We start from the raw sequence: 12,910 nt of genomic DNA on the forward strand, positions 1-12,910 counted from the left end.
GCCAACACCCCTGGCGCCCCCGGCACTTCGGGCGCCCCGGCGTCCGGCCCCGTGGGTCCGCCCCCGCCGCCCCCCGGCGCGCCTTCCGGCCCCGGTGGCGGGGTGCACGCCGCCGCGACGATGCTCGCCGACGGCGCGAGCCTGCCCGGTCCGGGCGGCCCCGGTGGCCCGGGTGCCCCCGGCATGCCCCCGCCCCCCGGTGCCCCGGCCGCCGCTCCGCCCGGAGCCCGCCCCCAGGGCGCGTACGGCTATCCGCAGGCGCCGGGCGGTCAGCCGACCGTCGGCCCGGGCTACATGGCCGTGCTGAGCTACCGCGCGCCCGACGGCTCGGAGCAGAAGCTGCTGCGGCGTTCCGCGCCGGGCACGCCGCACCCGGAGTGGCAGCTGCTGCACGAGCTGCGCGGCATGAACATCCCGCCGCAGCAGGTCGTGGAGCTGCACACCGAGCTGGAGTCCTGCGATCTGCCGGGCGGCTACTGCGCCCGGATGATCCGGGAGACCTGGCCGCAGGTGCGCATCAGCCACACGGCCGCGTACGGCAGGGACCACGCCTCGCGGCAGCAGGGCGTACGTCATCTGGTCGAGCACCAGGGCGAGTTGCACCAGGTCGCGGACGGCCCCGCGCGGCCCGCGCCGGTACGGGCCCCGCTGCCGCACCCCTCGCAGGTGCAGCCGGTGCCTCCGGTCCCGCCGCAGGCCGTCGGGCAGGAGCTGGAGCAGTCCTTCGGCCCGCAGGGGATCTTCCGTTTCGACCAGCGGGCGGTCTCCCGGCACGGCGTGCCCGACGTGGTGGCGCAGACGCTGGTGTGGTCGGGGCTGCCGGTGGACTTCGGTCCGTTCTTCTGGGCGCAGGCCCAGCCGGGCCGCCCGGTGCCGACGCTGGCGGAGCTGGCCGCGGAGCGGGGCGTGCAGCCGACCGCCGACGCGGGCTCGTACCTGGTCATGGGCAACGACTTCGGGCGCCAGCTGTGCGTGCAGTACGGGACCGCGAACATCGTGGCCGTACCCCTGGAGGCCGGATCCCAGCCGGTGGCACCGCAGTTCGTGAACTCGGGGCTGCCGGAGTTCGTGCGCTGCCTGGCGATGCTGGGGCGGATGTGGCGGCTGCGGTACGGGCTGACGCCCGAGCAGGCGGGCCGCTGGACCGTGGACTTCCAGGCGCAGCTGGTGGCGCTGGACCCGCCGGCGCTGGGCTCGCCGGAGACCTGGTGGTCGGTGCTGCTGGAACAGATGTGGGACGGGCTGCTGTAGCAGCGCCCACACCGAGGGCCGTACGGCATTCCGTACGGCATTCCGTACGGCCCTCGGTGGCGTGCGGGGCGGGCACACCGCCTTGATCATGCGTATATGGGCCAGCCGCCTCGGCCGCCGTCAGGGCGGCCGCCCCTTGAGAGCTCCACGGCGCTCTACCGCGCCCGGCGGCGCAGGCGCCCGCGCCGCCGGCGCCGGATGTCCTGGCCCAAGCGGTTCCTGCTGTTCGTCCTGGTGCTGGTGGTGCTCGCGGCGGCGGGCGGGACCGCGCTGTACGTGTGGGCGGGCAAGCAGGTACGGCACGTGGACGCGCTGGCCGACTACCCGGGCCGCCCGTCGCCCGGCAGGGGCACGAACTGGCTGCTGGTGGGCTCGGACAGCCGGGCCTCGCTCACCCCCGAGCAGCGCCGGGATCTGCACGTCGGCAACGACGAGGGCCTGAACACCGACACGGTCATGCTGCTGCACTACGGGGACAGCGGACCGGATCTGGTCAGCCTGCCCCGCGACAGCTATGTGACCGTTCCCGGCCACGGCAAGAACAAGATCAATTCGGCGTACGCGGCGGGCGGTCCGCAGCTGCTGGCACGGACCGTGGAGCAGGCCACCGGGCTGCGCCTGGACCACTACGCCGAGGTCGACTTCCTGGGGTTCGTGCAGGTCGTGGACGCGCTGGGCGGGGTGGAGATCTGTGTGAAGAAGCCGATGAAGGACGAGAAGTCGGGGGCGGACTTCGCGGCGGGGTGCCAGGAGATGAACGGCACACAGGCGCTGGCGTACGTACGGGCCCGCTACAGCGACCCGGAGGGCGATCTGGGCCGGGTGGCCCGGCAAAGGCAGTTGATCGCTGCGGTCGCGAACGAGATGCTGAGCGCTGCGGTGATTCTCAACCCGGTCAAGCTGGTGCGCGTCCTGGATGCCGCGCTTTGTGCGCTCACCGTGGACAATGGCGCAGGGATGTGGGATCTGGTGCGGCTGGGCCGGTCGATGAAGGAGATCGCCGACGGCTCGGGGACCACGACCACGGTTCCGGTCGCGAATCCGGGTGTGAACATGGGGGGTCTGGGTGATGTGCTGCTGTGGGACGAACGACGGGCCCGACAGCTCTTCCAGGCGCTCCGCGATGACGTACCGATTCCGACTTCTGACAACAATTGACGCATCCTTGAGCATGGAGCGTGGCGGAGTGTCGCGGTATGAGCACTTCGGGCCGATCCAGAAAGATGTGCGCCGGACGGACTGCGTTGCACATCGGAGAGGGGCTTAGGGATGAGTGCATCGGTTTCGCCTCATGGGTTCGAGGTCGTACGAGGACGCGGCTACCGGCCGGAGGACGTCGACCGCCGGGTCGAGGGTCTTTCCGCGGACCGCGACTCCTGCTGGGAGCGCGCCGCGCGGCTCACGGTCCTGGCCAATGAGATGACGGCCGAGCTGGAGGAGCTGCACCGCTACATAGAGCAGATGCCGCCGCAGACGTACGAGTCCCTGGGGGACCAGGCGCGGCTGATCCTGACGACGGCGGAGTCCGAGGCGGCCAAGCTGCGCGCCGAGGCGGAGCAGGCGGCCGAGGAGGCGCAGGAGGCGGCCGAGGCGTACTCCCGGGAGATCCGCAGCGCGGCGGACAACAGGGCCCGCGAGCTGCGCGAGGACACCGAGGCCCGCGCCGAGCGCCTGGTGCAGGAGGCCGGGGCACAGCGCGACCGGCTGCTGGCCGAGGCCCGCAAGGATGCCGAGCAGTGGCGCCAGGAGGCGGCCGAGGCCCTGGAGGAGATGCGCCGCCGTACGGCCGCGATGCTCCAGGACCAGGACAAGAGCCAGGCCGAGCAGTGGGAGGCCGCCGGGCGCGAGATCGCCGCCCAGGAGGCCGAGCTGGACAAGCGCGTCGCCGAACTGGAGGAGCTGGGCGAGTCCAAGGTCGCCGAGATCCAGCGCTTCTACGCGCGTACGGAAGAGGCGGCCCGGCACGGCCAGGAGAACGCCGAGGCCCGCGCCGCGGCCCTGATCGCCCAGGCCCGCGTCGAGGCGGAGCGCATCGAGCGCGCCACGGAGCGCACGCTGCGCGAGCACCAGGAGCGGCGTGAAGAGGTCCGCTCGCACATGACGCACGTACGCAACACGCTGGCTGCGCTCACGGGCAAGGACCCGGTCGAGGAGGAGGCGGAGCCGCAGCCCGAGCCCGAGCAGTCGGCTCCCGAGCCGCGGCCGTCCTCGCCGGCGCCCGCCAAGCGGCCTGTCGATCCCGACAACGAGGACACGCTGGAGAACCGGTTGCCGCGGGTGCAGCAGCAGGGGTGATCACCTGCGGGTCGGTGGGGGCCGGTCGCGTCCGCGCGACCAGCCGCATATCGACGCGGTCCCGCTCCTGAGTGCCTTCGGCCCCGCTCCGCCAGTTACGGAGTGGGGCCGGGGGATCGTGTGGTTTCCGGGGTCGTTTCCACGTCCTTGTGCACGGGGAAGCGGCGTGGGGCCAGGGTGATGAGGAGGACGAGGGCCAGTGCCGCGGCGGCTGCCGCGCCGAGGTGGACGTGGTCGACGGCGGTGTCGACGGCGCGGCGCAGGTAGTCGGCGGCGCGGTCGGTCAGGGCGCCGGGCCGGGCCAGGGCGTGGGAGACGGCCTCCAGGTTGCCCGGCAGGCCGGGGCGGATGTCGGTGGGGGCGGCGGCCAGGCGCCCGGCGAGCGTGGCGTTGGCGATGGCGCCGAACAGGGCCGCGCCGACGGACTGGCCGACCTGGCGGCAGAAGAGGATCGAGGCGGTGGCGGTGCCGCGCTCGGCGTAGCCGACGGAGGACTGCACGCCGATGATCAGCGGGAGCTGGAAGAGGCCGAGGGCCGCGCCGAGCGCCAGCATGATCAGGGCGGGCTGCCAGGCGGCGCCCGGGTAGGGCAGCAGGGGGAAGGCGCACAGGATCAGGGCGGCGGTGCCGATGCCCAGTACGGCGCAGTTGCGGATGCCGATGCGCTGGTAGACGCGGCTGCTCAGGGCGGCGGAGACCGGCCAGCTCAGCGTCATGACCGAGAGCACGAAACCGGCGGCCGTCGGGCCCAGGCCCAGCACCGACTGGGCGTAGGTGGGCAGGAAGACGGTGGGGGCCACCATGAGCAGGCCCAGCGCGCCGAGGGCCAGGTTGACGGCCAGGATCGTATGGCGCCGCCAGACCCAGCCGGGGATGATCGGCTCGGCGGCCCGGCGCTCGATCAGGACGGTGGCCGCCGCGCACAGCGCGCTGGCGCCCAGCAGGAGCAGCGAGGGTACGGAGAGCCAGGGCCAGGCGACGCCGCCCTGGACGAGGGCGGTCAGCAGCAGGCCGCCGCAGGCGAAGATGGCCAGCGCGCCGGGCCAGTCCACGCGCGGGCGCCTGGCGGTGGCGGCGGCGGGTATGCGGGTTCCGGGGTCCTCGAAGAAGTGCCGGATCACCAGCCACAGGGCCACCGCGCCCACCGGCAGGTTGAGCAGGAAGATCCAGCGCCAGTCCGCGTAGGTGGCGATCAGCCCGCCCAGCGCGGGCCCGGCCACCGCCGAGACGGCCCAGACCGTGGAGATCCTGGCCTGGATCTTGGGGCGTTCCTTCATCGGGTACAGGTCGGCGGCGATGGTCTGGATGGTGCCCTGCAAGGCGCCGCCGCCCAGGCCCTGCAGGACGCGGAAGGCGATCAGGGAGGCCATGTCCCAGGCGCCCGCGCACAGCAGCGACCCGGCGAGGAAGAGCAGGATGCCGGTGACCAGGACGGGCTTGCGGCCGAAGGTGTCGGAGAGCTTGCCGTACACGGGCAGGGTGACGGTGACGGCGAGCAGATAGCCGGAGAAGAGCCAGGAGAAGACCGCGAAGCCGCCGAGGTCGCCGACGATCTGCGGGACGGCGGTGGCGATGACCGTGGAGTCCAGCGCGGCCAGCGCCATCCCGAGCATCAGCGCGGCGACGACGGGGCCGCGCCGGGCGGCGGGCGCGGCGGCGGGGCCCGGCGCGGCGTCTTCGTGGCCCCTGTGCGTGTACCTGCCGGTGCTGCTCACCGCGCCCCCTCCAGCGTTGTGTGTACAGGACACCATTCCACGCGGGGGCGGGCTCGGGAACGGCGATGCCCGGATGGTGGGACACAACGTCAGATGGGCGGCGGGGGGCGTCTTCGGGAGTGGGAGGTGAGTGTCAGTGGGGGGCTTTAGGCTGGAGAACCCCGGCCCGTCCTCGTGTCGGGCTGTTCGCGTTGTTCGCCTCCTCGGGACGGAAGCCTTATCTCATGAGCCTGACTGGTCTGCTGGACGCCGTCGTACGGGATGCCGCGCTGGCCGAAGCCGTCAAAGCCGCGGCCGACGGGAACCGCCCGCATGTGGACCTGGTCGGCCCGGCGGCCGCCCGCCCGTTCGCGGTGGCCGCGCTCGCGCGCGAGGCGAAGCGGCCGGTGCTGGCGGTGACCGCGACCGGCCGGGAGGCCGAGGACCTGGCCGCCGCGCTGCGCTCCCTGCTCCCGCCCGACGGCGTGGTGGAGTACCCCTCCTGGGAGACGCTGCCCCACGAGCGCCTCTCGCCGCGCTCGGACACGGTCGGGCGGCGCCTGGCGGTGCTGCGCCGCCTGGCGCACCCGCTCAAGGACGACCCGACCGCCGGCCCCGTCTCCGTCGTGGTCGCGCCCGTGCGCTCCGTACTCCAGCCGCAGGTCAAGGGCCTGGGGGACCTGGAGCCCGTCAGCCTGCGCAGCGGGCAGAGCGCCGATCTGGGCGAGATCGTGGACGGGCTGGCGGCGGCCGCGTACGCCCGGGTCGAACTGGTCGAGAAGCGCGGTGAGTTCGCGGTCCGCGGCGGCATCCTGGATGTCTTCCCGCCGACCGAGGAGCACCCGCTGCGGATCGAGTTCTGGGGCGACGACGTCGAGGAGATCCGTTACTTCAAGGTCGCCGACCAGCGCTCCCTGGAGGTCGCCGAGCACGGCCTGTGGGCGCCGCCCTGCCGCGAGCTGCTGCTGACCGAGGACGTACGCGAGCGGGCCGCCGCGCTGGCCGAGCTCCACCCCGAACTCGGCGAGCTGCTGGGCAAGATCGCCGAGGGGATCGCCGTCGAGGGCATGGAATCCCTCGCTCCGGTCCTCGTCGACGACATGGAACTGCTGCTGGACGTGCTCCCCGCCGGGAGCATGGCCATGGTCTGCGACCCCGAGCGGGTACGCACCCGGGCCGCCGACCTGGTGGCCACCAGCCAGGAGTTCCTCCAGGCGTCCTGGGCCGCGAGCGCCGGCGGCGGCGAGGCGCCCATCGACGTGGGCGCGGCCTCGCTGTGGGGCATCGCGGACGTCCGGGACCGGGCGCGCGAGCTGGGCATGATGTGGTGGTCGGTCTCGCCGTTCGCGGCAGATGAGGAACTCGACGACGACACCCTCAAGTTGGGGATGCACGCCCCGGAGTCCTACCGCGGCGACACCCAGCGGGCGCTGGCCGACACCAAGCAGTGGATCGCCGAGGGCTGGCGCACGGTGTACGTCACCGAGGGCCACGGCCCCGCGGCCCGTACGGTCGAGGTGCTCGGCGGCGAGGGCATCGCGGCCCGCCTGGACGCCGAACTCGGTGAGATCTCGCCCTCGTTGGTGCATGTCGCCTGCGGCTCCATCGACAACGGCTTCGTCGACCCCGCCCTCAAGCTCGCCGTGCTCACCGAGACCGACCTCTCGGGCCAGAAGGCCGCGGGCAAGGACGGCGTCCGGATGCCCGCCCGCCGCCGCAAGACCATCGATCCGCTCACCCTGGAGGCGGGCGACTACATCGTCCACGAACAGCACGGCGTGGGCCGCTACATCGAGATGGTGCAGCGCACGGTCCAGGGCGCCACCCGCGAGTACCTCCTCGTGGAGTACGCGCCCGCCAAGCGCGGCCAGCCGGGCGACCGCCTCTACATCCCCACCGACCAGCTGGAGCAGGTCACCAAGTACGTCGGCGGCGAGGCCCCCACCCTGCACCGCCTGGGCGGCGCCGACTGGACCAAGACCAAGGCGCGCGCCAAGAAGGCCGTCAAGGAGATCGCCGCCGACCTGATCAAGCTCTACTCGGCGCGCATGGCGGCGCCCGGCCACACCTTCGGACCGGACACCCCCTGGCAGCGCGAGCTGGAGGACGCCTTCCCCTACGCCGAGACGCCCGACCAGCTCACCACCATCGCCGAGGTCAAGGAGGACATGGAGAAGTCGGTCCCCATGGACCGCCTGATCTGCGGCGACGTCGGCTACGGCAAGACCGAGATCGCGGTGCGCGCCGCCTTCAAGGCCGTCCAGGACGGCAAGCAGGTCGCCGTCCTCGTGCCCACGACCCTGCTCGTACAGCAGCACTTCGGGACCTTCAGCGAGCGGTACGGACAGTTCCCCGTCGTCGTCAAGGCGCTCTCCCGCTTCCAGACCGACACCGAGGCCAAGGCCGTCCTGGAGGGCCTGAAGGACGGCTCGGTGGACATCGTCATCGGCACCCACCGGCTGTTCTCCTCCGAGACCAAGTTCAAGGACCTGGGCCTGGTCATCGTCGACGAGGAGCAGCGCTTCGGCGTCGAGCACAAGGAGCAGCTGAAGAAGCTGCGGGCCAATGTGGATGTGCTGACGATGTCGGCCACGCCCATCCCCCGTACGCTCGAAATGGCGGTCACCGGCATCCGCGAGATGTCCACGATCACCACCCCGCCCGAGGAGCGCCACCCGGTCCTGACCTTCGTCGGGCCCTACGAGCAGAAGCAGATCGGCGCGGCCATCCGCCGTGAACTGCTGCGCGAGGGCCAGGTCTTCTACATCCACAACCGGGTGGAGTCCATCGACCGGGCCGCCGCCCGGCTGCGCGAGATCGTCCCCGAGGCGCGCATCCAGACCGCCCACGGACAGATGGGCGAGTCGCAGCTGGAGCAGGTCGTCGTCGACTTCTGGGAGAAGAAGTTCGACGTCCTGGTCTCCACCACGATCGTCGAGTCCGGCATCGACATCTCCAACGCCAACACCCTGATCGTCGAGCGCGGCGACAACTTCGGCCTCTCCCAGCTCCACCAGCTGCGCGGCCGGGTGGGACGCGGCCGCGAGCGCGGCTACGCCTACTTCCTGTACCCGCCGGAGAAGCCGCTGACCGAGACCGCCCACGAGCGCCTGGCCACCATCGCCCAGCACACGGAGATGGGCGCGGGCATGTACGTCGCCATGAAGGACCTCGAAATCCGCGGCGCGGGCAACCTGCTGGGCGGCGAGCAGTCCGGCCATATCGCGGGCGTCGGCTTCGACCTGTACGTACGGATGGTGGGCGAGGCCGTGGCGGACTACCGGGCGTCCCTGGAGGGCGGCGTGGAGGAGGAGCCGCCGCTGGAGGTCAAGATCGAGCTGCCGGTCGACGCGCATGTCCCGCACGACTACGCGCCCGGCGAGCGGCTGCGTCTGCAGGCCTACCGCGCCATCGCCTCCGCCAATACGGAGGAGGACATCAAGGCCGTCCGCGAGGAGCTCACCGACCGCTACGGCAAGCTGCCCGAGCCGGTGGAGAATCTGCTGCTGGTCGCCGGGCTGCGGATGCTGGCCCGCGCCTGCGGCGTCACCGACATCACCCTGCAGGGCTCCAACGTCCGCTTCGGCCCGGTGGAGCTGCGCGAGTCCCAGGAGCTGCGCCTCAAGCGCCTGTACCCGCGTACGGTCCTCAAGCCGGCCACCCACCAGGTGCTGGTGCCGCGCCCGGCCACCGGGAAGATCGGCGGCAAGCCGCTGGTCGGCCGCGAACTGCTGGCGTGGGTCGGGGAGTTCCTGACCACCATCCTGGGGGCGTAGGCGCAGATCTCCTCGGGCCGCAGGCCCGCGCCGCCCGCCGGACCCGTCGGAATATCCCCTCGCACCCGCCTCTTGTACGCAAGTGGCGACCGGCGCGAGGGGCATCGGCGGGTGGAGGGCGGGATCGTATGCACGTCGGTGTGAGCACGTTGGCGGTCGGCGCGGGCATCGAGGTCACCGAGCTGGCCAGGGCGCTGGAGGAGCGCGGCTTCGAGTCGCTGTTCGTCGGCGAGCACACCCACGTTCCGGTGGGTGACGTGGACGCGATCCGCCCCGAGTCCATGGTCCCCCACTATCCGCGGGTGCCCTCGCCGATCGTCACGCTCTCCTTCGTCGCGGCCGTCACCGAGCGCCTGCGGCTGGGCACTTCCGTACTGCTGCTGCCCCAGCGGGACCCGATCATCACGGCCAAGGAGACCGCCACCCTGGACGCCTTCTCCAAGGGGCGGCTGATCGTCGGCGTCGCGGCCGGTCACCTGCACGGCGAGCTGCGCAACCACGGCACCGACCCGGCGGACCGGTACGCCGTGCTGCGCGAACGGGTCCTGGCCATCCGGGAGATCTGGACCCAGGACAAGGCCGAATTCCACGGCGAGCACGTCGACTTCGACCCGCTGCTGTCCGAGCCCAAGCCCGTCCAGCGCCCGCACCCGCCGGTGCTGCTGGGCGGCTCGGGGCGGCGCACCCTGGAGCGGGTGGCGCAGTACGCACAGGGCTGGCTGCCGCTGTACGGGCCGGGCTTCGACCTGGACGCGCTGGCCGCCGACCTGACGTTCCTGCGGGCCGCCACGGAGGCGGCCGGACGGCCCCCGGCGCAGGTCACGGTCGTCGCGGTGGAGCCGGACGCCGGGGTGCTGGCCCGCCTGGCGGACCTCGGGGTGGACCGGGCCGTGCTGAATCTGCGGCGGGCGGGGCGGGACGAATCGCTGCGCAGCCTGGATGCGTACCAGAGCCTGACAGCCGACTGAATGCCTTATTCCGCAAGGGAGGTGACGGGGCGTCATGGGGTGTGATGGCGCGCTTCATGTCCGGTTCGGGACCTTTGGCCGGTGACGGGCGGGGGCGGGCGATTTAAGGTCGCGCGGGGTGCCGGGAGGTCCGGCGCCCCGTACTCCGTTCGCCGTTCCCCGGCACCTTTCCTGGACAGGACTCCCGCAGTGATACGCACCCGACGCCGTGCCTCCCGCTCTGCCGCCGCCTTACTGACCGCGGCGCTGCTCGCCCTCACCGGGTGCACGCCGGAGGCCGACGGCGCCTCCTCCCCGTCCGGGACGCCTTCGTCATCGGCATCGGCGTCGGCGTCGGCGTCGCCCAGTACGTCGCCCAGCGCATCCCCCAGCACCTCGCCGAGCCCGTCGCCCGCCGCGGCCACGCCGACTGCCGTACCCACCCCGCCCCCGCCCCCGAAGAACACGGTCCGCCCCCCGGCAGCTACCCCCAGGGCCGCCGAGCCGACCCGGCGCGCCTCCGGTGGCGGCGGCTCCACCGGAGGCGTCATCCTGGCGCCGTCCGGAAACCACTACCAGCGCGGCCAGTTCTGCAAGAAGATCCACCTCGGGCTGACCACGCGGGACGCGCACGGGTCGGTGCTGACCTGCCAGATGCAGAGCGGCCGTCCGCACTGGACGTGAGCGCCCGCACCTGTGGGTGCGGGCTCAGGACACGTGGGCCGCGACGATGCGGGCGCAGGCCTCCGGCGAGGTGTCGGTGGTGTCGACTTCCAGGTCGTAGGTGACGCCCCGGTGGACGAGGCGGGCCTGGGCGGCGGCCATGCCGGGGGTGCGGTCGGGGCGTTCGCGCTCGCGGGCGGTGGCGGCCTCGGGGGAGCAGTGCACGCCGACCCACAGGACCCGCAGGCCCTCCAGCGCGGTGCGCCAGCGCTGCTGGGAGGCGGCGCCGCCGACGAAGACCTCGTCCACCACGACACCGGTGCCGGCCCTGGCGATGGCCGCCACGCCGCGGGCCCAGCTCTCCTCCAGCGCCTGGAAGCCGGGGCCTGCGGTGACGGTGCCGTCGGGCGCGAGGTCCAGGCCCGCGGGGTCCTCCAGCAGGCCGGGCGGCATCGCGTCGACGAGGGTGTCCACGCCCAGCGTCAGCCAGGGCCGGGGCAGCAGGTCTTGCAGCGCGCGGGCCAGCGTGGAAGTGCCGGAGCTGGAGCCGCCGTTGAGGACGATCACATCGGTGGTCATCGGGCCACGGTAGGGGCGCCGGGCGGCGTTGTCCTCTTCATGACGACCAGCGGGCCCGAGGCGCCCAGGACGGTGTAGCCGGACTGGGGGTGCCGCCGCTCGGCGTCGGTCTGTGCCTGCTCGGACGTACGGCCGTCGCGCAGCTCCACCGCGATGTAGTCGGGGGCGATGCCGCGGGTGTCGCCGATCCACAGCACCCGGGCGCGGCTGGTCAGCCGGCTTATGGGTTTGACGTCGGCCTCGACGGTGGCGCCGTCGGGGATGCGCGCCAGCAGCTCCTCGGCGGCCGTGACCGAGGGCGGTTTGCGGTAGGTGGCGGCCTCGGTGAGGCGGGCCAGCGGCAGCGTCGTGGTCAGCGCCAGAGCGGCGGCCAGTACGGCGGCGGGCAGGTGGTGGGCGTACGTCCGCAGCCAGGGCCGCGCCGAGAGGCGGGCGCGGCACAGGGCGTCGGTCAGCGCGAGGAAGAGGACGGGCATCAGCACGGCGTTGTAGTGCCAGTCGATGCCCCAGTAGTGCTCCTCGTGGGAGACGAAACGCCAGCCGATGGTGGGCAGCGCGGCCAGGAGGAGCGGGGAGCGCAGCGCGAGGAGCCCGGTGGTGGGCAGCAGCAGCCACAGCAGGGTGCGTACGGCGGTGTCGGCGGGGATGACGGGGGCCGGGCCGCCGTCGCCGCTGAGCTTGTTCCAGTAGTCGTAGGAGCCCGAGCCGTTGAAGGCGGGGATGACCACGCCCAGGGTGACGGCGGTGGCGGTCAGCCCGAAGGCGATCAGCGCGACGGCCGAGGGCACGGCCCGGCGGGCGCGGACCAGGATCACCGCGCCGATGGCGGCGGCGGTCACCCCCAGGTCCTCCTTGACCAGGACCAGCGGCAGCGCCCAGAGCACCGCCGTCCTCCAGCGCCCGCGCACCACCGCCTCCAGGGAGAAGGCGATGAGCGGTACGGCGAAGGCGATCTCGTGGAAGTCGAAGTCGACGGCCTTCTGCACTCCCCAGGACAGGCCGTAGGCGACACCGATGGCCAGGCCCCGGCCGCGGCCCAGGAAGTGCGCGGCGGCGCGGGTGACGGGGACGGCGGACACCGCGAACAGGGCGGCCTGCGCGGTCAGCAGGGTCACGGGGGAGGGGAAGAGCCGGTAGAAGGGGGTGAGCACGATCAGGACCGGGCTGAAGTGGTCGCCCAGGATGTTGGTGCCCGGGCCCTTCAGGTCGGCCACGGGGGCGCGCAGATGCGCGTAGGCGCGTACGGCCTGCTCGAAGATCCCCAGGTCCCAGGAGGCGTTCGCCATGAAGCGGTGGCGGCAGATGGACACCGCGGCGAAGAGGAGGAAGAGGACGGCGGCCGTCCAGTACGGGTCGAGTCGGGGGGCGCGCAGCGCGGCGGCCCGCGCGCTGAGGCGCCGGGGGGCGGACGCGGCCTCGGCGCCCTGCCTCGTCCCGCCGCTCGCCGCCGTTGCTGCGGCCGTGTCCATGGGGATCCTCACTGTCAACTTCCGAAAAGATACTTGAGGCCGTCGAACAGAACGGTTTCCGCCAGCTATTGGAGGGGATGTCCGCCCCGGTACGGGCCGCCTGTCTGCGGCCGCTCGGTCCGGGCCGCGCCTGCCGCGCGCCGTGCCGCGCGAGCCCGTACCGGTGCAGGAGCCCGTACCGGTTCAGACGCCGGGGCGCGCGCCGCCGTTCCCGGGCGGGCCGGCGCCCCCCCGCC

At 73.0% G+C, this 12,910-nt stretch carries 9 protein-coding genes; 6 read left to right on the forward strand and 3 right to left on the reverse strand.

Annotated features, from left to right (window positions below; translation table 11 throughout):
- From AC4IJH_RS42015 to AC4IJH_RS42025, 3 genes are all read left to right on the forward strand, one after another.
- Positions 1-1,251, forward strand: a 1,251-nt coding sequence (locus AC4IJH_RS42015; RefSeq protein ID WP_490857313.1) for an SUKH-4 family immunity protein, incomplete at its 5' end; no start/stop codon positions are given.
- 198 nt (positions 1,252-1,449) lie between these two features.
- Positions 1,450-2,409 carry an LCP family protein gene (locus AC4IJH_RS42020; protein ID WP_490857321.1) on the forward strand — a complete coding sequence of 320 codons (960 nt, stop codon included), beginning with the start codon at positions 1,450-1,452 and terminating at the stop codon, positions 2,407-2,409.
- 111 nt (positions 2,410-2,520) lie between these two features.
- Positions 2,521-3,546 carry a cellulose-binding protein gene (locus tag AC4IJH_RS42025; protein WP_490857314.1) on the forward strand — a complete coding sequence of 342 codons (1,026 nt, stop codon included), beginning with the start codon at positions 2,521-2,523 and terminating at the stop codon, positions 3,544-3,546.
- A gap of 95 nt (positions 3,547-3,641) precedes the next feature.
- On the opposite strand, the gene AC4IJH_RS42030 is transcribed toward AC4IJH_RS42025, so the two are convergent.
- Positions 3,642-5,297 (reverse strand): MFS transporter, encoded by a 1,656-nt coding sequence (locus AC4IJH_RS42030; RefSeq protein ID WP_490857315.1) that lies wholly within the window; start codon positions 5,295-5,297, stop codon positions 3,642-3,644.
- Between the two features lie 188 nt (positions 5,298-5,485).
- On the opposite strand from AC4IJH_RS42030, the gene mfd reads away from it, so the two are divergent.
- From mfd to AC4IJH_RS42045, 3 genes are all read left to right on the forward strand, one after another.
- Complete coding sequence (gene mfd / locus AC4IJH_RS42035; protein WP_490857316.1) at positions 5,486-9,016, forward strand: transcription-repair coupling factor; 3,531 nt, start codon at positions 5,486-5,488, stop codon at positions 9,014-9,016.
- 140 nt (positions 9,017-9,156) lie between these two features.
- On the forward strand, positions 9,157-9,984 hold the full coding sequence (locus AC4IJH_RS42040) for an LLM class F420-dependent oxidoreductase (RefSeq protein WP_490857317.1): 828 nt from the start codon (positions 9,157-9,159) through the stop codon (positions 9,982-9,984).
- Between the two features lie 189 nt (positions 9,985-10,173).
- Positions 10,174-10,647 carry a hypothetical protein gene (locus AC4IJH_RS42045; RefSeq protein WP_490857318.1) on the forward strand — a complete coding sequence of 158 codons (474 nt, stop codon included), beginning with the start codon at positions 10,174-10,176 and terminating at the stop codon, positions 10,645-10,647.
- Positions 10,648-10,671: 24 nt separating this feature from the next.
- On the opposite strand, the gene cpt is transcribed toward AC4IJH_RS42045, so the two are convergent.
- On the reverse strand, positions 10,672-11,205 hold the full coding sequence (gene cpt / locus AC4IJH_RS42050) for a chloramphenicol phosphotransferase CPT (protein WP_490857319.1): 534 nt from the start codon (positions 11,203-11,205) through the stop codon (positions 10,672-10,674).
- Positions 11,202-12,674 carry a DUF2079 domain-containing protein gene (locus tag AC4IJH_RS42055; protein WP_490857320.1) on the reverse strand — a complete coding sequence of 491 codons (1,473 nt, stop codon included), beginning with the start codon at positions 12,672-12,674 and terminating at the stop codon, positions 11,202-11,204. Before AC4IJH_RS42055 ends, cpt begins: the two co-directional genes overlap by 4 nt.
- Between the last annotated feature and the right edge of the window lie 236 nt (positions 12,675-12,910).

It is taken from the genome of Streptomyces sp. UF-297 (assembly GCF_058245575.1).